Origin of the sequence: Pseudomonas sp. Sample_16, from assembly GCF_004307665.1 — a bacterium.
In the GTDB taxonomy this organism is placed as follows: Bacteria; Pseudomonadota; Gammaproteobacteria; order Pseudomonadales; family Pseudomonadaceae; genus Aquipseudomonas.
Genome location: NZ_RCOB01000158.1, coordinates 3,039 through 22,848, shown reverse-complemented (window position 1 = coordinate 22,848; position 19,810 = coordinate 3,039). Strand labels below are relative to the sequence as shown.

Below are 19,810 nucleotides of genomic sequence, written 5' to 3'. Positions count from 1 at the left end.
ACGGCTGGAGCTGGCTTTGCTTTGCTGTTGGATGCTTTTACGCGCATGGCGGCCATTAACCTGTAGAAAATTAACTTGGCCAGGCATCGTACAGGAAATGCCTGCAATTTGCTTGGCAAATATCCCCTGAAGCATTCGATGTACAGGAAAAATAAACGGCGGTTAATTGTTGGAGTTTTTTCCTAAGTCGCTGTTTTAAATAAAAACAACTCTCGAAAAAAGCGTTTTATGCTCTGCTTGGGGCGCATGAAAGTGGGCAGATCGATCAGACGAGCGGCCAGCGGTCGTGGCCGAACCCAGAAAAATTGCGGCCTTCAGAGGTTTTTCTCCCACCACCCGACCGCCCACCGAACGCGGCCCGCAAAACCGGGTAGAATGCCGCCACGTAATGAGGGTATTGGACATGGCTTTAGTCGGGCGTTACAACAGTTTGCAAGTGGTTAAACACACTAACTTCGGTTTATATCTGGACGGTGGTGCGGACGGCGAAATTCTTTTGCCGAATCGTTATATTCCAAAAGATGTTCCAAGCGAAGATGAAGACTGGCTCAACGTATTTGTATATTTGGACAGCGATGACAAACTCATCGCAACAACTGAAAAGCCGAAAGTTCAAGTCGGTGAATTCGCCAGTTTGAAAGTTGTTGAAGTCAACAGCATTGGGGTGTTCCTGGATTGGGGCTTGCCGAAGGATCTGTTGCTGCCGTACTCGGAAGAAAAGCGTCAGATGTCAGCGGGTGAATACGCCGTGGTGCACGTCTATCTCGACAAGCACACTCGCCGCATCACCGCGACGGCGCGTCTGGACCGCTACCTGGACAAAACTCCGGCCAACTACACGCCCGGCCAGGAAGTTGATCTGCTGGTTGCCGAAGCCACGGACATGGGCTTCAAGGCAATCATCAACAACAAGCACTGGGGCCTGATCCACAAGAACGAAATCTTCAAGTTCATGCGCGCCGGCAAAGAAGAGAAGGGCTTCATCAAGGAAGTTCGTGCCGATGGCAAGATCAGTCTGAGCCTGCAACCGGTTGGCCAGGAAGCGGCGACCAGCCTGAACTCGAAGATCCTCGCCAAGTTGCGTGAGAACAACGGCACTTTGCCAGTCAGCGACAAAAGCGACCCAACCGTTATCAGCAGCATGTTCGGTGTCAGCAAAGGCAACTTCAAGAAGGCCATTGGTGCGTTGTACAAGAACGGCCAGATCGTCATTCATGCCGATCGTATTGAGCTGAGCTGATTGCTGCTTGTAGTCAACACTTCAGGGTGTTGCCTGCGAGGTCACCCTACAGCCTGAAATCCGCCCCGGCACCGCTTGGCCAACAAGCAGGCCGGGGCTTTGCTTTAACTGTCGAGCCACCGCCATGTTTTGTGATGTCGAGGTTTCAAGGTGAGCGCCACCCGGCGCAGCGCCGATGGATTTGCCCTGCAGGTGATGCTGGGGTTGTGCCTGGTCTGGGGTGTTCAGCAGGTGATGATCAAGTGGGCGGCACCCGACATCGCGCCGGTCATGCAGGCGGCAGGGCGGTCGGGCATGTCTGCATTGCTCGTAGGACTGTTGATCTGCTGGAAGGGCGGTTGGGACCAGGTCGGCTCCACGTGGCGCGGCGGGCTGTTGGCCGGTGCCTTGTTTGGCCTGGAGTTTTTCTTCATCTCGGAAGGCCTGCAACTGACCACTGCAGCGCACATGTCGGTGTTTCTTTATACCGCGCCGATCTTCACGGCGTTGGGCGTGCATTGGTTATTGCCCAGTGAGCGTTTACGGCCGGTGCAATGGCTGGGGATTATTCTGGCATTCATCGGGATCGGCACCGCGTTTGCCGGTGGGGTTTCGTGGGATAACCTCGATCGCCGCATGCTGCTCGGTGACGCGCTGGGCGTACTGGCCGGTGCGGCCTGGGGCGCGACGACAGTAGTGGTGAGGGCTTCGCGGCTGTCTGAGGCGCCCGTGACACTGACGTTGTTCTATCAATTGGTAGTCGGGTTTGTCGGCCTGCTTTTGATCGCGCTGCTCAGCGGTCAAATCACCCATGTCAGCCTGACTACCGTGGCGGTCACCAGCGTGCTGTTCCAAGGTGTGGTGGTGTCGTTCTTCAGCTATCTGATCTGGTTCTGGCTGCTGCGCCGTTATCTGGCGGCAAACCTGGCGGTGTTTTCGTTCATGACGCCGCTGTTCGGTGTCACGTTCGGCGTGTTGCTCTTGGGCGAAGAGCTGAGCCTGAACTTCGTGATTGGCGCGGTCCTGGTGTTGTTGGGCATCACCTTCGTCAGCGCTGAGCAGTGGGTTCGCCGCCGACTGCGCAGGGTGCTGGGTCAAAGCTGAGCGAAGAAGACAGGCAACCGTCAGGCCGGGATTGATTGACTTTCTTCATGGATGAACAATAGTGGCTGAGTTGTTCATTTTTGGAGAAAGGTGTGGAATTCAGTCAGTTGCGGATCTTCCAGGCGGTGGCGGAGGAAGCCTCCATCACCCGTGCCGCCGAACGCCTGCACCGGGTGCCATCCAACCTGTCGACACGACTCAAGCAGCTCGAAGAACAACTCGGCGTTGAATTGTTCGTACGCGAGCGTCAGCGGCTGCAGTTGTCGCCTGCGGGAAAAGTCCTGCTGGACTACACCGCCAGGTTGTTCGCCTTGCACGACGAAGCCCATACAGCGGTGCAGGGCGGTCAACCGGCCGGCGACTTCGTTCTCGGCACCATGTACAGCACTGCTGCGATTCATCTGCCGGCGTTGCTGGCCCGCTATCACCGGCGCTACCCGGCGGTGAACCTGCAAGTGCAGTCCGGACCCAGCGGTGAGCTGCTGGAAGGTTTGCTCACCGGCCGCCTCGATGCGGCACTTGTGGATGGGCCGCCAGAGTTGGCAGTGATCGACGGCGTGCTGTTGTGTGAGGAACGACTGGTGCTGATCAGCGAAGCCGACCACCCGCCGGTGCGTAGCGCGCGTGACGTGGAAGGGCGTTCGGTATTCACCTTTCGCCAAGGGTGCTCTTATCGGATGCGCCTGGAGTCCTGGTTCTCTCACGATCACGCGGCCATGGGCCGGGCGATGGAAATCGAGTCCTACCCGGGGATGCTCGCGTGCGTGATTGCCGGCTCCGGCGTGGCATTGATGTCGGAGTCGATGCTGGCCAGCCTGCCGGGGCGTGAAAGCGTAGCGGTGCACCCGCTCCCCGAGCCTTTTGCCAGCGCAACCACATGGCTGATGTGGCGCAAGGGCATGGTGGGGGCCAACCTGAATGCGTGGATCGAGGAACAGCAAGCGGTCTATCCGTCGGCGCAAAGCCAGGCCCGGGCGATTGCATGATTTAATGGCGCTCGATTGTGATCCATTCAGTAACAGATCATTGCCACTTTGGGCGAGCATTGCTCAGGACTTCGGACTATTATCAGTGCGAAGGGGCTACAGAATTTTGGCCGCTCGGCACTACCCTGAAGGGGGCATCATGAAAGAGAAAATCCAAAATTGGCTGCACGACCTGGGTGTCGCACTCGGTCTGATCGAACCGCCTCTGCAACCTGTGCCCATCCGTACGGACGACGAACAGCGTCGACGCCAGCAGCGCCGCCGGTAGTCCTGCAGGAGCGAGCACGCTCGCAGTGGACGTTGACAATGCTGTCGGCTGCCTGAAAGTACGTGGCGCTTGGAGTTTTTTGCGAGCAGTTTCGCTGCTACAGGTGCGCGTACAAGGCATAGGGCGGTGATCAGGCTGTCAATGCCGCCCGATCTCAATTAAAAACCGACTCAGGTCATTTGCCGTTCTGGCGGTCTTTAGCATCGTGTCTTCTTCGGCGGTAAAAGCCGTCAAACCGAATTTATCTTCCAGATGGAAGATCAAATCTTCGATATCCGCTTTATCCAATCCCAACTGCGCCAGACTGGCGTTGTCGTCGAAGTCATCCCGGCCTTCCAGCAAGCGGCTGATGAATTGATGCACGGCGGCACGCACGGCTGCTTTGTTCATGGGGACACGCCAAATCGATTGTCGTCCCTGCTGGATGGGTTCCTGGTATTGAGTACAGCAGGCTTGCGCCATGCTGGTGTTACCACTCGTCAATCACGTGGCTCTGCATACGACATTTTCTCCAGGCGAAAAAAAACGGGTGAGGCAACCGACGCCACACCCGTCGAAGAAAACATCAATTCGTTGTGTTCAGCTTAGGCAGCGCTGGCCAGTGTCACCGGACGACGGGACAGCAGGCTGACCACGACGAAGCTCACCAGGCCAACAGCCAGGCTGTAGTAGATCGGGGTGTTGGCATCCAGACCGTCCTTGACCATGAACACCAGCGCAGTGACGAAGCCCAGGCCCATGCTGGCGATGGCGCCGGCGGTGGTAGCGCGTTTCCAGAAAATCGCACCGATCAATGGGATCAGCATGCCACCTACCAACAAGTTGTAGGCCAGGGTCAGGGCGCTGATCACGTCGTTCACCACCAGGGCGATCCCGAGTACCACGATACCGGTGAGCATGGTGACCAGGCGGTTGAGGCCCAGGCTCGATTGCTTACCGCCACGCAGTTTCGGCAGCAGGTCTTCGGTCAGGGTGGTGGCAGCGGCGAGCAGGCCGGCGCTGGCGGTGGACATCATGGCCGCGAGTGCTGCAGCGATTACCAGGCCGCGGATACCGTCCGGCAAGGACAGTTTCACGATGGCGGCGAAGGCGTTGTTGACGTTGTCTAGATCCGGAATCAGTACGTGTGCAGCCATGCCGATCAAGGCGCAGGCCAGGCCGTAGAGGATGCAGTAGATACCGGCAGCGGTGCCGGCAACCTGAGCGACTTTGGCGGTCTTGACGGTGAACACCCGCTGCCAGATGTCCTGACCGATCAGGATGCCGAAGAAGTAGATCATGAAGTAGGTGATGATGGTGTCCCAACCAATGGTGGTGAAGCTGAAGCTCGCCGCCGGCAGTTTCAACACCAACTCATCCCAACCACCGACGCGGTACAGGCAGATCGGCAACAGGATGAACATCAGGCCAACGGTCTTGATCACGAACTGGACGATGTCGGTCAGGGTCAGCGACCACATGCCGCCGATGGCCGAGTAAACCACTACCACACCACCACCGAGCACTACCGAAATCCAGAACGGCAACCCGAACAGCACTTGCAGTACGGTGCCGATCGCCAGGATCGAGGTCACGCCGATCATCAGGGCATAGGCCAGCATGATCACCGCGCTCGCCGAGCGGGCCATCGGGTTGTAGCGTTTTTCCAGCACCTGGGTAACGGTGTAGATCTTCAGTTTCAGCAGCGGCTTGGCGAGGAACAGGTTCAACGCCACGATCCCGCAACCCAGGGCTGCGCACAGCCAGAAACCGGAGATGCCATGCACGTAGCCCAGACGCACGGTGCCCACGGTGGACGCGCCGCCCAGGACGGTGGCTGCCATGGTGCCCATGTACAGGCTAGGGCCGAGATTGCGACCGGCAACCAAAAAATCTTCGTTGGTCTTGGCCTTGCGCATGCCGTAGTAGCCGAGTATCAGCATCGCGGCGGCGTAGATGAGTACGACGAATAAATCCAAAGCCATGATGGCGTGTCTCCGATTGTCTTTTTTATGTGAGGCTGAAAATCAATTCCTGTGAATGTATTCCTGTAGGAGCGTGGCTTGCCCGCGAATGGGGTGCCGCGGTGAGTCAGCCTGACCGCGTCATCGATCTTCGCGGGCAAGCGTCGCTCCTACAGGTCATGCGTTGTCCACAGGTTCGTGCGTTTTTTTTCAGGCGACTTGCCGCATCGCCGGTTTAACGAGCGGGTCCGTGCTCTTGCTGCGTGAATCGTTCGGGCCGAACACCGCGTGCGCTTCCGGGAACATCTTGAGCAACATCAGGTACACCACCGAGGCCAGGCCCAGTGTCACCGGCAGGCTGATGTCGATGCCATCGGCCAGGTTGCCCAGCGGACCGACAAACTGCCCCGGCAGGTTGACGAAGCACAGGCCGACGGCCGCGCTCGGGATCCAGGCGCCCATGCCACGCCAGTTCCAGCCGTGGGTGAACCAGTAGCGGCCACCTTTCTCGCCACGGGTGAACACTTGCAGGTCATCCGGGCAGTAGAAACCGCGACGCGTCACCAGGCCGATGATCATGATCACCATCCATGGCGTGGTGCAGGTGATGATCAGTACGGCGAAAGTCGACACGCTCTGCACCAGGTTCGCCGCGAAGCGACCGATGAAGATGAAGGCAATCGACATCACACCGATCAGCAGCGTGGCCTTGACCCGCGACAACACCCGTGGGAACACGCTGGACATGTCCAGCCCGGTGCCATAAAGCGACGTGGTGCCGGTGGACATGCCGCCGATCACCGCAATCAAACACACCGGCAGGAAGAACCAGGTGGGCGAAACCGCCAACAGCCCGCCGACATAATTGTTGGCCGCAATGTAGTCCGGTGCCTTGATCGCCACGATCGTCGCGGTGGCGAGGCCGAACAGGAACGGAATCAGCGTCGCCAGTTGCGCGGCGATCACCGCGAGCATGATCCGGCCTTTCGGCGTTTCACGCGGGATGTAGCGCGACCAGTCGCCGAGGAACGCACCGAAGGAAATCGGATTGCTCATGGCAACCAGTGCTGCGCCGATGAACGCTGCCCAGAAACCAGCCTGACCCATGGCCACGGTACCGGCGTACTGACTGTCGAACGCCGGGGCGAACGCGAAGATGCCCAGCAGGAACAACAGGCTCGCCGCCCACACCGCGATGCGGTTGACCCACAACATGAAACGGAAACCGTAGATGCACACTGTCAGCACCAGCAGCGCGAACAGACCGTAGGCCAGGCCCAGGGTCAAGTCGGTTTCCGGCAGGTCGACCAGGCGTTTCGCGCCGCCCACCAATGCGTCCCCCGAACTCCAGACGGAGAGCGAGAAGAACGCGATAGCGGTCAACAGGGACAGGAAGGAGCCGACGATCCGCCCGTGCACGCCGAAGTGTGCACCGGAAGACACCGCGTTGTTGGTGCCGTTGATCGGACCGAACAGGCCCATCGGCGCCAGGATCAGCGCACCGAGCGCGACGCCCAGCACAATCGCCCAGACGCCCGCCTGGAAAGACAGGCCGAACAGAACCGGGAAACTGCCGAGCACGGCGGTGGCAAAGGTGTTGGCGCCGCCGAAGATCAAGCGAAACAGGTCGCTGGGCCGGGCGGTGCGCTCATTGTCCGGAATCTGTTCGACCCCGTTTGTTTCGATGCTAAGGCTTTTTTCTTTGTTGTTGTTATTCATGATCTGCTCCGATCATAAAGGCGCGCTCATCGTGTGTGAGCGTCACCTGTTTGGCTAAGGGGGTGGCAGCCCTTCCGGCATTGCGGACAAATGTTCGTGACAGGCCAGCCATAGGCCTTGTTGTTCTTGGCCAGACGCTTGTTTCTTGAAAACAATCGTCTCGCGCTCCTGGCTGAAGTGTTGCTCCCCTTGCATGCGCAGCTCGGTGGCAACGTCATGAATGAAAATCGCCACGTCACCCTGCAGGCTGACGAAGGCGTTGCTCGACGTGCACGACAGCACCTCGAAGCCATCCTCGGCACGCCAGCTGTCCCACAACGCCTGGTAGGCATCGCGCGACAGCAGCGGCTGGCCGAGGGTGTAGAAAACAAAGCTGGCATCGGCGCTGAACGCACCGAAGTAGGCTTCTCGATCGTTACGGGCGAAGGCGGCGATCAGATCGGCCGCCGCGTTCAAAACCTGATCACGTTCGTTCATGACCGATCCTCAGCGATGGACCACGCCAGGCAGTACGCAGAGCATTTCGTACAGCAGGTTGGCGGCCAGCAGCGAGGTGTTGCCGGTGGTGTCGTAAGCGGGCGAGACTTCTACCAGATCGCAACCGATCAGGTCGAGGCCTTGGCAGCCGCGAACGATCTCGATCGCCTGAATGGTCGTCAGACCGCCGATTTCCGGGGTACCGGTGCCGGGTGCCCAAGCCGGGTCGATGCCGTCGATGTCGAAGCTCAGGTACACCGGACCACCGCCGACTTTCTCGCGGACTTCGGCCATCAATGGCGCCAGGGATTTGTGCCAGCACTCTTCGGCCTGGACCACACGGAAGCCCTGGTTACGGCTCCAGTTGAAGTCGTCAGCGGTGTAGCCCTGGGCGCGCAGACCGATTTGTACAACGCGGTCCGGGTCAATCAAGCCTTCTTCGACGGCGCGGCGGAAGGTGGTGCCGTGGGCGATTTTCTCGCCGAACATGTGATCGTTGACATCGGCGTGGGCGTCGATGTGCACCAGGCCGACCTTGCCGTGCTTTTTATGGATGGCACGCAGGATCGGCAGGGTGATGGTGTGGTCGCCGCCGAGGGTCAGCGGGATCACGTCGTGTTCGAGGATGTTGTCGTAGGACTCTTCGATGATCCGCACGGCATCCAGCAGGTTGAAGGTGTTGATCGCCACGTCGCCGATATCGGCAACCGACAGCGAATCGAACGGTGCAGCACCGGTGGCCATGTTGTACGGGCGGATCATCACCGATTCGGCGCGGATGTCACGTGGTCCGAAGCGGGTACCGGGGCGCAGCGAAGTACCGATGTCCAGCGGCACGCCAACGAAGGCCGCGTCGAGGCCGGCAGCAGTCGGTACATGGGGGAGTCGGAGCATGGTGGCGATGCCGCCGAAGCGCGGCATTTCGTTGCCGCCCAGTGGTTGGTGAAGAATCTTGTCCACGGGTAGGGCCTCATCGTCGTTGTTTTATTTATTGGGTTGCGCCGTTCACGGAAGGTACGGGCACCGTTGTGGGCCGATTCTGCGAAATGTAGTGGTCGGGAAGAATCGCTACGGGCAAATACTTAGTTCAGATTTTTCTAAACTAATGGCGGGGAGGGAGATAGACTTGAGGCGGTCTACAGAACCCCGTGGCGAGGGAGCTTGCTCCCGCTGGGGGGCGAAGCACCCCCAAACCATTCACCCAAGTCCGGCAGACAAACCACATGAGCAGGTTTACGACTGCTGCGCAGCCGAGCGGGAGCAAGCTCCCTCGCCACAAGAGCAGGAGTGCCCATGGCCAACGCTTTACCCGACCTGAAACTTTTGCGCATCTTCGTCAGCGTCGTGCGTCATCAAGGGTTCGCCAACGCCCAGCAGGAGCTCAATCTATCGACATCGGCTATCAGCACTTACATGAGCCAGCTCGAATCGGCGCTGGGCCTGGTGCTTTGCCATCGCGGCCGTGGCGGGTTCAGCCTGACCAGCAAGGGTGAGTTGTTCCATCAGGAAACCCTGCGCCTGCTGGGCGAGCTGGAAGGTTTCGAGCAATACGCCGCCGCGCTCAAGGGCGAATTGCGAGGTACGCTCAACCTGGGGGTGATCGACTCCACGGTCAGCGACAAGGCCTTGCCGTTCGCTGAAGCCATTGGCGCCTACAGTCAGGAACACCCGGCGGTGCACTTGCACCTTTCGGTCATGAGCCCTTATGAGTTGCAGCTCGGCGTGCAGGACAACCGTCTTGACCTGGCCATCGGCGCATTCTCCACGCGCATGAGCGGTCTGGTGTACATGCCGTTGTACCGCGAACAGCACTGGCTGTATTGCAGTTCGCGGCATCCGCTGTTCAACGAGCGGCGCATTCCCGAGCAGGTCATTACCCAGCAGCGCATGGTCGGTCGTGGCTACTGGAGCCAGGCGGAACTGGCCCGCCACGGTTTCAAGCACAGCGCCGCGACGGTGGAAAGTATGGAGGCGCAGCTGATTCTGGTGTTGTCCGGCGCCTACATCGGTTACCTGCCGGAGCACTACGCCCAGGCCTGGGCCGACAAGGGTGATTTGCGTGTGCTGCTGCCGGCGACCTTCGGTTATCAGGCACCGTTTTCCATGATCATGCGCCGGGGACGCAGCCGCGAGCCGTTGATCCAGACCTTCCGCGATCTGCTCAAAGCACAACTCAATCAGGCCTGAAGAGCATGTCCAGAATTCAATGTCCGCGTTGTCTGCGCCCGCAAAGTCATTGCTTGTGTCCGCTGATCCCGAGTCTCGACAGCCGCACCCGGGTGCTGTTGTTACAGCATCCGAGTGAAGTGAATCATGCGTTGAACACCGCACGTCTGGCGGCACTCGGGTTGCAGAATGCCGAGTTGATCGTCGGTGAGGTGTTTGCGGATTTGCCGGCGCTGTTGCATCAGCCAGGGTATCGGGCGCGGTTGTTGTTTCCCGGTGAGGATGCACAGCCGCTGCAGACGTATGCCGCGTCTGACGAGCCGTTGCTGCTGGTGGTCCCGGATGGTACCTGGCGTAAGGCGCGCAAAATGCTGCATCTCAATCCGTTGCTGGCCGCGTTGCCCAGAGTGACGCTGGCCGAGGGTGGCGTGTCGCGCTATCGACTGCGCAAGGCGCCGGGGCCGGGAGCGTTGTCGACGGTGGAAGCGATTGTGCAGGCGCTGGAAACCCTGGAGGCACCGGCCTCGTTTGCGCCTTTGCTGAAACCGTTCGAGGCGTTGATCGAGGGGCAGATTGCGGCGATGGGGGAGGAGGTTTACCAGCGCAATCATGGCGGATGACCCGTTGTGGCGAGGGAGCAAGCTCCCGCTGGAGTGCGAAGCGCGCCCCAAACCAGCGAATTCGATAGACCGGACACACCACTTGGGGCTGCTTCGCAGCCCAGCGGGAGCAAGCTCCCTCGCCACAGGAAGGATTCAGGACTATCTTTCCCGCATCGCCTCGGTGCGGGCCTTGAGCACCGGCTTAAGCAGATAATCCAGCACTGTCTTTTCCCCGGTAATGATGTCCACAGTCGCCACCATCCCCGGAATGATCAGCAATGGCTTGGCGTCCCCGCCCAGATGGTTTTTATCGGTACGCACCTGGATCAGATAGAAGCTGTTGCCCTTGTCATCGGTGATGGTGTCGGCGCCGATCAACTCCAGTTTAGCGCTCAGGCCACCGTAGATCGTGTAGTCGTAAGCGGTGAACTTGACCATGGCTTTCTGGCCAGGATGCAGGAACGCAACGTCTTGAGGCCGGACCTTGGCTTCGATCAACAGGTTGTCTTCCAGTGGCACGATTTCCACCATGTCGCTGCCTGGCTGGACCACGCCGCCGATGGTGTTGACCTTCAAAACCTTGATGATGCCTTTGACCGGCGAGGTCACTGTGGTGCGGGTCACGCGGTCGTCGATGGCGATGCTCGATGCGGTGATTTTCGACAGGTCGGTGCGTTTCTCGTTGAGCTCCTTGGCCGCATCCGAACGGAAGGATTGTTCCGACTCGTCGATCTTGCTGCGGATCTCGGCGATCGCTGACTCAGCGCGAGGTATCGCCAGCGTCGTGGCGTTCAGCGAGCCACGGATTTCCACGGCGCTGCGCTTGAGCCGCAGAATCTCCACCGGCGATACGGCACCGGTTTTCACCAGTGGCTCGGACATGTTCATCTCTTGATTGACCAGCGCCAGGCTTGAACTGTATTGCCCGGCTTTCGAGCGGAACTCTGCCAGCTCCTGGGTTTTTTGCCGAAGTTGTTCGGTCAGGGTGCGTTGCTCGCTGGCCAGTCGGCGTTGTCGTTGTTCGTACAACGAGCGTTCGTCCTCGGCCACTTGCGGCGCCTTGGCAATCACTTCCTCCGACAGCTTGAAAGGCCGGCCTTCCGCTTCAGCCGACAGCCGCTCGACTTGCGCGGTCAGGGCATAGCGATCGGCCTCGCTTTCACCCTTGTTCGACAGGTAGCGCGTGTCGTCGAGGCGCAATAAGGTATCGCCCTTGCTGACCATTTGCCCTTCACGCACGAAGATTTCACTGACGATGCCGCCCTCGAGGTTCTGGATGACCTGGACTTTGCTTGACGGAATCGCCTTGCCTTCGCCCATGGTGACTTCCTGCAACACGGCGAACTTGGCCCAGACCAGCGCACTGATCAGCAACGCGGCGGCCAGCCACACGGTCACCCGCGACCAGCGCGGCGAGTCCTGCAACGAAGCGCCGGCGGTTTCCGGCATGAACTCGACTTCGGCGCTTTTGCCGAAGCTGTTGAAGTAGCCTCGGGGCGCTGAATCTGGCGTTTGAGCAGACATGGGCGATACCCGTCAGTTAAGAGAAATAGTGCCGAACACAACCCTGTGGCGAGGGAGCTTGCTCCCGTCCGGCGGGCGAAGCCGTCGCAAAAACTGCTGACGCGATCCAGGTGACACAACCAGGCGGCTGCTTCGCAACCCAGCGGGAGCAAGCTCCCTCGCCACAGGTTGTGTATTCGCATCTAGACAGCCGCCGAGCCGACGCGGCCCTTGCGCAATGCATCGATGACCGCTTCTTTCGGTCCGTCGGCAACGATTCGCCCGTTGTCGAGCACCACCAGCCGATCCACCAGGCTGAGCATCGAGGTGCGGTGCGTGACCAGCAGCACGGTTTTGCCCTGCACCCAGCCGTGGAGTTTTTGCCGCAGTACATCCTCGCTGCTGTTGTCCATGGCGCTGGTCGGCTCATCGAGCAACATGATCGGCGGGTCGAGCAGAAGCGCCCGGGCCAGCAACACAGCCTGGCGTTGACCACCGGAGAGCAATTGCCCACGCTCGCCGACGGGCCGGTCGAAGCCTTGCGGGTGTTGCCGGGCCAGTTCGGTGACGCCGGTGAGCTCGGCGACTTCAAGCATGCGAGCGTCGCTGATGTAGCGTGCGCCGAGTGTCAGGTTGTCGCGCAGGCTGCCGGCCAGCAACGGCAAGTCATGGGCGACATAGCCGATCTGATGGCGCAGGTCGGCGACGTCCAGTTGCCGCAAGTCCAGGCCATCGAGCAGGAGCTGGCCTTCTTCCGGCTCATAGAACCCCATCACCAGGCGCCCCAGCGTGCTTTTGCCCGAGCCACTGCGGCCAATGATGCCGATGCGTTCACCGGGTTTGACGCTGAAGCTGATGTTGGCCAGCGCCGGGGCGGCCTGGCCGTTGTAGTGGAAGGTCACACCGACCACATCCAGTGCACCTCGTAGTTGCGTGCGTTCAAGCGGCCGCTGCCGGGCATCGCGCTCCTGGGGTAGCGACATCAGGGCGTCGGTACTCTTCATGGTCAACTGTGCTTGCTGGTAGCGGGTGATCAGCCCGGCGATCTGTCCCAGCGGTGCCAGCACGCGACTGCCGAGCATGTACGTCGCCACCAGTGCGCCAACGCTGAGGTTACCGGCGATGATGCTGTAAACCCCGGCAACGATGGTCGCCATGCCGGAAAACTGCTGGATGAACAACGTGCCGTTGGTGGCCAGCGCCGAGAGGTTGCGCGCATGGCTGTCCAGGCGAGTGAGGGCGCCGTGGGTGCTTTCCCATTTGTGCTGGCGCTCGCTTTCGGCGCTGCAGGCCTTGAGAGTTTCCAGGCCGCCGAGGGTTTCGATCAGCAGCGCCTGGCGTTCGGCGCCGAGGCTCAAGCTTTTTTGCACGGTGTCGCGCAGGCGAGCCTGAATGATCATGGCGAAGATGATCGTGATCGGAAACGCCAACACCGGAATCACCACCAGCCAGCCGCCGAGCAGGCCGATCACCACCAGCATCAGCAACGCAAAGGGCAGGTCGATCAGGCTGGTCAGGGTCACCGCCGTGAGAAATTCCCGCAAACCCTGGAAGTCATGAATGCTTTGGGCGAATCCGCCAATGGTCGCAGGCCGCGCTTTCATCGCCATGCCGGTTATGCGTTCGAACAGGGTCGCCGAAAGAATCACATCGGTCTTCTTGCCGGCGGTGTCCAGCAAGTGCGCGCGTACCACCCGCAGCACCAGCTCGAAACCGGTGCCGATCAGCAGGCCGATCGACAGGACCCACAAGGTCGAGGTGGCCTGGTTCGGCACTACGCGATCGTAGGTCTGCATCACGAACAGCGGCACCATCAAACCCAACAGGTTGATCAGGAAGCTGGCGAGGATTGCATCGCTGTACAGCCATTTCGACAGTTTCAGCGTGTCTCTGAACCACGCCTGTACGCGGGGCACCAAGGGCGAGCGCAGGTCTTCGAGTTCATGCCGTGGCCGGGCGAACAGGGCCTGGCCGCTGTAGTGTTCGGCCAGCTCTTGCGGGCTGATCCACTGTTCGCCACCGTCGGCTTCACTGGGCAGGATCAGCACCCGACCGTCTTCGCCGTAACGGCGCAGGACAGCGGTGCGTCCATGGCTGAGCAGGAGCATCACGGGAAGGTTGAGTGGAGAAATGTCTTTGAGCTCGCGACGTAGCAGGCGTGCCTGCAATCCGGCCCGGGCCGCTGCGCGAGGCAGCAGGTCCAGGCTCAGGCGTTGGTGTGCCATTGGCAGCCCGGCACTCAGGCTGGCGCGACTGACCGTCGCGCCATGGAGTTTGCAGAGGATCAGCAGACCGTCCAGAAGCGGGTCATCGAAGCTCAGGCGCGGATCAACGCCTGTGTTGCCAGGTTCCATGCTGGTCAATGTGATCGCTCCGGTTGCGCTACATCAATGGGTAACGGTTTCTGCACGTCCCCCTGCAAGCGTTACCGCAGGCTGCGATCTTGAACAGTTCAAATCAAAAGATCGCAGCCTGAGGCAGCTCCTGCAGGAGTGTTTATTTGAGATCAGGCAAACGGGCTTCGCTTTTCACTTCGGTCTGGGCGATGGCATCGGCTGGCAGTACGACCCGCTGTTTGCTCAACAACTGGCCCATGTTCGCCAGTATCCGGTACATCGAATATTCCTCGGTGTAGCGCACTTCGGTGTAGCGGCGGTTGGCGTTGTAGAGCTCGTTTTCACTGTCCAGCAGATCGAGCAGGGTGCGCTGGCCGAGGCCGAACTGGTCCTGGTAGGCCATGCGCACGCGTTTGCTGGTATCGGCATACTCACGGGCGGTCGGGGTTTGCTTCTTGGCGTTGACCATGGCGTTCCAGGCCAGATGAATGTTCTCGTTGAGCTGGCGCAGGGCGTTGTTGCGGATGTCCATCGCCTGATTGATCTTGTGCGCGTCCGATTGCAGGCGCGCCTTGTCGCTGCCGCCGCGGAACAGGTTGTAGTTCATCACCACGCCGACCCGCCATTCGTTGTCATGGCCTTCTTCACCGGCGATGTTGTTGTTGGCGCCCACCGCCGCTTCAGCGTCGAAGCGCGGGTAGAACGGCGACTTGGCGACTTCGTACTGGCTCTCGGCCGATTGCACGTCGGCCTGGGCTGATTTCAGGTACGGGTTGTTTTCCACCATGCTCTGCTGGGCTTCCGTCAGGGATGCAGGTACTTCGCCGCGAATCGAGGGCGGTGCTTCCAGTTCATCGGGCAGGCGCCCAACGACGGCGGCGAAGTTCGATTCGGCGTCGGCCAGGTCGACTTCGGCGGTGTCGAGGTTGTTCTCCGCCAATGCCCGACGGGCACTGGACTGGTCGGCGTCGGCGTTGCTGCCGACCCCGCGCTCGGTACGCAGGCCGATCTGATCGTTGACGCGCAAGTGTGCCTGCAGGTTGTTCTTGGCCAGCGTCACCAGCTCACGGCGCTTGAGTACTTCGAGGTAGACCTCGGTGGTGCGCAAAGCCAGATCCTGGGCGGTGCCCTGGGCGTAATAGGCGCGGGAGTTGACTACGCCTTTGGTGCGTTCGACTTCGTTGGCAGTGTTGAACCCGTCGAAAAGCATTTGCCGCAACCGCAGTTCCGACTGGGTGTAATTGAGGATTTCCGTGTGGTGTTTGCCGAGCGCCCGGGTGTTGGTGTTATCGCTGTACCCGCGCCCGTATGCGGCATTCAAGTCCACCGACGGATAAAAGCCCCCCTTCGCGACTTTCACGTCTTCGTCAGCCGACAGACGGCTGTCCACTCGTGACGCCAATTCCGGGTGAGTGGCAATGGTGCTCTGGATGGCTTCGGTCAGCGACATGGCGTGAGCTTGAGAAGTGCAGGCCATGGCCAATAGAACTGCGCTGCAGAGGGGGGTTAAAAGGCGCATGGTGCTTCTCCCTGAAGTCCTGATGGTGCTTAATCAGTCGCCAATTATTTGACGAAATTTATAGGTAAACCGTTTCACGGGTTTTACAGAAGAGCTAAGAACATTCTGGAGAGAACCTAAGAAGTTTTTCTCATAAGCCCTATGCCGAAAAAAACTTATGCGCTCCGCAAAATCCAGCACATTGTTCATTACCAAAGCCCTTGATTTATGAGCTTTAGGGCGCTCATCGGGGCAAGTGAAAAGTTCCGATCCACTTATCGACATAGGGCGGAGAAGTGCTGGAGGGGAGGGAGGCGTAGCGGAATTGTGTGACGGTTTTTTGTCACTCGGTTGATTCAGCTCCGTTACGCATTGCTCGCAGGGCAGCGTATTTGCGATGTATTCCCGATGCCTTTGATTGCAAAGGGGTTTGTTGCGCAACCAAACGTGACCGTGAGCAACGCCGGCGAGATCGTCGCCAGGGCAGCGGCTTACTCAGGTAAACCCGCTGGCCGGTAGACGATCCGCCAGGCACTCGGTAAACCGTCCATCAAGCATTGCTCCGCGCAATAAAAAAGTGCCGACAGCGGTTGGCAGCGGAGGAAATGCACATGGCTACGCTCATCGGTATCGTCAGTAAGGTCGTCGGGCAGGTGTTCGCGGTGACAAGCGACGGCACGCGTCGCGTCCTGATCGAGGGCGACCGCTTGTTCGCCGGTGATCAACTGTCGACCGGAGCCGAGGGCGCGGTAGCGGTGCATTTGCAAAATGGCCAGGAACTGACCCTTGGACGGGGAAGCAGCCTGCAACTGACGCCGCAGTTATTGACTAATCACATCCCCCGCGTCGACACCGCCGAAGCAGTGACGCCGAGCCAGGCGCAACTGAGCGATGTCGAACAACTGCAAAAAGCCATTGCCGCGGGTGACGACCCGACGCAAACCGCGGAAGCCACCGCGGCGGGACCATCGACTGGCGCGCCGGGTGGTGAGGCGGGAGGCGGGCACAGTTTCGTGATGCTGGAGGAGGTCGGTGGGAGAGTCGATCCGATCATCGGTTTTCCCACTGCCGGATTCAATGGCATTCCCGAGTTTCCGGAAGGTCGCCGCGAAGGCGATACGGATACCGACGATGGCAGTCTGACGCCGGTTGCCCCAGGGATTCCTCCGGTTGTCATCCCGCTGGTACCACCGGTGGCGGACAACCCGGTCAGCCTCGACGGCCTGTCGGTAGAAGGCGGTGAGCTGACCGTCAAGGAAGCCAACCTTTCCAACGGCTCGGCCAGCAGCCCAAGTGCCCTGACGCAGAACGGTACGTTCACCATCAACGCCCCCGACGGCTTGAGCAGCCTGAGCATCGGCGGGATCAACGTGATCAGTGGCGGTGTAGCCAGCGGTTTCCCGCAGTCGATCATCACAGCGTTGGGTAGTACCCTGACCATCACCGGATACAACCCGGCCACTGGCGTTGTGAGCTACAGCTACACCCTCAACGGCAGCGAAACCCACACGAGCGGCGACGGCACCACCCTCAGCGAACACTTCACTGTGGTCGCCGGTGACAGCAATGGCGACACCGCTACCGGGTCGCTGGACGTCAACATCACCGACGATGTGCCCAAAGCCATCGACGACGATAACGGCGTGGCGTCGGAAACCCAGCTGACCCTCAACGGCAACGTGCTGACCAACGATATACAAGGCGCGGATCGCGTGCCGGTCGGTGAAAACAGCGGCCCGATCACCCCCGGTACGTTCGTCGGAACCTACGGCACCCTGGTGCTGAATGCCAACGGCACGTACACCTACACCCTGAACACCAGCGATGCGGATTTCAAAGCGCTGCATGGCGGTGGCAACGGTACCGAAACGTTCACCTACGTCCTCACCGATGCCGACGGCGACAGCAGCACCGCCAACCTGGTGCTGAACATCCACAACAACGACGACGGGGTGACGATCAACGGCCTCGACGTCGAGGGCGGCGAACTGATCGTCTACGAGAAAAACCTCGGCGACGGCACCAGCCCCAACGCATCGGCGTTGACCCAGAGCGGCACCTTCACCATTACCGCCCTCGACGGTGTGCAAACCCTGACCGTCGGGGGCATCGCCGTCGTCACTGGCGGTGTGGCAGCCGGTTTTCCGCAATCGATCGTCACTCCGTTGGGCAGTACGCTGACCATCACCGGGTTCGACCCGGTTACCGGCGTGGTGAGCTACAGCTACACCCTGGCCGATAACGAAACGCACCCGAATGCCAACGGCGCCAACAGCCTTTCCGAGTCGTTCGCCGTGGTGGTGGTCGATGACAACAACACCACCGCCAACGGTGAATTGAACGTCAACATCACCGACGATGTGCCCAAAGCCATCGACGACGATAACGGCGTGGCGTCGGAAACCCAGCTGACCCTCAACGGCAACGTGCTGACCAACGATATACAAGGCGCGGATCGCGTGCCGGTCGGTGAAAACAGCGGCCCGATCACCCCCGGTACGTTCGTCGGAACCTACGGCACCCTGGTGCTGAATGCCAACGGCACGTACACCTACACCCTGAACACCAGCGATGCGGATTTCAAAGCGCTGCATGGCGGTGGCAACGGTACCGAAACGTTCACCTACGTCCTCACCGATGCCGACGGCGACAGCAGCACCGCCAACCTGGTGCTGAACATCCACAACAACGACGACGGGGTGACGATCAACGGCCTCGACGTCGAGGGCGGCGAACTGATCGTCTACGAGAAAAACCTCGGCGACGGCACCAGCCCCAACGCATCGGCGTTGACCCAGAGCGGCACCTTCACCGTCACCGCTCTCGATGGCCTGCAAACCCTGACCGTGGGCGGCATTACCGTAGTCAGCGGTGGCGTGGCCGCCGGTTTCCCACAAACGATCACCACTCCGTTGGGCAGCACCCTGACCATCACCGGCTACAACCCAACCACCGGCGTGGTCAGCTACAGCTACACCCTGGCCGATAACGAAACCCACCCGACTGCCAACGGCGCCAACAGCATCACCGAGAACCTCAACGTCATCGCAACCGACACTGACGGCAGCACCGCATCGGGGCAGATCAACGTCAACATCGTCGATGACTTGCCGAGCGCCAAACCCGACGCGGACTCCGTGCAGGAGGGCGGCACCGTCAGTGGCAATGTGCTGAGCAATGACATTGGCGGCGCCGACGGCCCGGCCGCCAGCGGTGCAGTGATCGGCGTGCGCGCCGGTTCGGATACCTCGACCTCGGCTATCGGTGGCCTGAACAGCCAGATCAACGGCACCTACGGCTACCTGACCCTCGACGCCAGCGGCAACGCGGTTTATCACAGCAACCCGAACGCTGTGAGCGGCCCCGGTGCGGTGGATGTGTTCACCTACACCGTGCGCGATGCCGACGGCGATGAAAGCACCACCACCATCACCATCGACGTCTACAACAGCTGCCTGCAAGCGGTCAGCGACGCCGACGCCACCGTCTACGAAAAAGCCCTCGACCTGAACAAGGACGGCCAGGACCTGGCGGCCGGCAGCGTCACCGGCAGCGAACCGGGCCACACCGGTGAAACCGCGTCCGGCACCTTGGTCGGTTCGGTCAGCGGCGCCGTCGGTGCGATCACCTACGCACTGGTCGGCAGTGCGACCGGGGCTCATGGGCAAATAATGCTCAATCCGAACGGCACCTACACCTACACCCTGACCTCGCCACCGAGCACCACGCCAAGCGCCAACGATGGCCCGAACGTCACCCACGAAACCTTCACCTATCAGGCCACCGATTCCCTGGGCAATGTGGTCACCAGCACCATCGTGGTCAACATCGTCGACGACGTGCCCACTGCCAAAGCGGACGTGGATTCGGTGGTAGAAGGGGGCACCGTCAGCGGCAACGTACTGGTCAATGACATCGGCGGCGCCGATGGCCTCGGTGCAGTGATCGGCGTGCGCGCCGGTTCGGATACCTCGACCTCGGCTATCGGT

The 19,810-nt window shown here is 60.3% G+C and carries 15 protein-coding genes; 7 read left to right on the top strand and 8 right to left on the bottom strand.

Translation table 11 applies throughout. The features are described 5' to 3' along the window. Positions 1–403 precede the first annotated feature (403 nt). The 4 genes from D8U69_RS20710 (at position 404) to D8U69_RS29970 (ending at position 3,577) form a co-directional block, all read left to right on the top strand. Entirely contained in the window at positions 404–1,240 is an 837-nt protein-coding gene (locus D8U69_RS20710) for a S1-like domain-containing RNA-binding protein (RefSeq protein ID WP_130908030.1), read from the top strand. Between the two features lie 150 nt (positions 1,241–1,390). Then, positions 1,391–2,323: a DMT family transporter gene (locus D8U69_RS20705; protein WP_130908029.1), complete on the top strand. Its 933-nt coding sequence runs from the start codon at positions 1,391–1,393 to the stop codon at positions 2,321–2,323. A gap of 92 nt (positions 2,324–2,415) precedes the next feature. Then, complete coding sequence (locus D8U69_RS20700) at positions 2,416–3,309, top strand: LysR family transcriptional regulator (RefSeq protein ID WP_130908028.1); 894 nt, start codon at positions 2,416–2,418, stop codon at positions 3,307–3,309. A 139-nt stretch (positions 3,310–3,448) separates the two neighbouring features. Continuing rightward, a complete protein-coding gene (locus tag D8U69_RS29970; protein WP_007914492.1) occupies positions 3,449–3,577 on the top strand; it encodes a PA1414 family protein in 129 nt (42 codons plus the stop codon). Positions 3,578–3,715: 138 nt separating this feature from the next. On the opposite strand, the gene D8U69_RS20695 is transcribed toward D8U69_RS29970, so the two are convergent. The 5 genes from D8U69_RS20695 to speB all read right to left on the bottom strand — a co-directional run bounded on the left by D8U69_RS20695 (position 3,716) and on the right by speB (position 8,676). Further along, a complete protein-coding gene (locus D8U69_RS20695; protein WP_130908027.1) occupies positions 3,716–3,967 on the bottom strand; it encodes an acyl carrier protein in 252 nt (83 codons plus the stop codon). Between the two features lie 194 nt (positions 3,968–4,161). Continuing rightward, positions 4,162–5,541, bottom strand: a complete 1,380-nt coding sequence (locus D8U69_RS20690) for a sodium:solute symporter (protein WP_056853083.1) — start codon at positions 5,539–5,541, stop codon at positions 4,162–4,164. Positions 5,542–5,730: 189 nt separating this feature from the next. Beyond that, positions 5,731–7,242: a cytosine permease gene (locus D8U69_RS20680; protein ID WP_241667826.1), complete on the bottom strand. Its 1,512-nt coding sequence runs from the start codon at positions 7,240–7,242 to the stop codon at positions 5,731–5,733. Between the two features lie 51 nt (positions 7,243–7,293). Continuing rightward, on the bottom strand, positions 7,294–7,716 hold the full coding sequence (locus tag D8U69_RS20675; RefSeq protein ID WP_130908025.1) for a nuclear transport factor 2 family protein: 423 nt from the start codon (positions 7,714–7,716) through the stop codon (positions 7,294–7,296). Positions 7,717–7,725: 9 nt separating this feature from the next. Continuing rightward, the gene (speB, locus tag D8U69_RS20670) at positions 7,726–8,676 is read right to left on the bottom strand and encodes an agmatinase (RefSeq protein ID WP_056853080.1); all 951 of its coding nucleotides are present in this window, start codon (positions 8,674–8,676) and stop codon (positions 7,726–7,728) included. 333 nt (positions 8,677–9,009) lie between these two features. Here speB and D8U69_RS20665 point away from each other — a divergent pair, with 333 nt between their 5' ends. Beyond that, positions 9,010–9,903 carry a LysR family transcriptional regulator gene (locus D8U69_RS20665; protein ID WP_056853079.1) on the top strand — a complete coding sequence of 298 codons (894 nt, stop codon included), beginning with the start codon at positions 9,010–9,012 and terminating at the stop codon, positions 9,901–9,903. 5 nt (positions 9,904–9,908) lie between these two features. Continuing rightward, a complete protein-coding gene (locus tag D8U69_RS20660) occupies positions 9,909–10,502 on the top strand; it encodes a DTW domain-containing protein (RefSeq protein ID WP_056853078.1) in 594 nt (197 codons plus the stop codon). A gap of 141 nt (positions 10,503–10,643) precedes the next feature. Here the strand turns inward: D8U69_RS20660 and D8U69_RS20655 are convergent, their stop codons facing one another. The 3 genes from D8U69_RS20655 to D8U69_RS20645 form a co-directional block, all read right to left on the bottom strand. Next, positions 10,644–12,008, bottom strand: a complete 1,365-nt coding sequence (locus tag D8U69_RS20655) for an HlyD family type I secretion periplasmic adaptor subunit (RefSeq protein WP_056853077.1) — start codon at positions 12,006–12,008, stop codon at positions 10,644–10,646. Positions 12,009–12,190: 182 nt separating this feature from the next. Continuing rightward, entirely contained in the window at positions 12,191–14,350 is a 2,160-nt protein-coding gene (locus tag D8U69_RS20650; RefSeq protein ID WP_130908024.1) for a type I secretion system permease/ATPase, read from the bottom strand. A gap of 133 nt (positions 14,351–14,483) precedes the next feature. Continuing rightward, positions 14,484–15,842 (bottom strand): TolC family outer membrane protein, encoded by a 1,359-nt coding sequence (locus tag D8U69_RS20645; RefSeq protein WP_056853075.1) that lies wholly within the window; start codon positions 15,840–15,842, stop codon positions 14,484–14,486. Positions 15,843–16,432: 590 nt separating this feature from the next. Here D8U69_RS20645 and D8U69_RS29835 point away from each other — a divergent pair. Beyond that, a partial coding sequence (locus D8U69_RS29835; RefSeq protein WP_241668677.1) for a retention module-containing protein occupies positions 16,433–19,810 on the top strand: 3,378 nt, incomplete at its 3' end.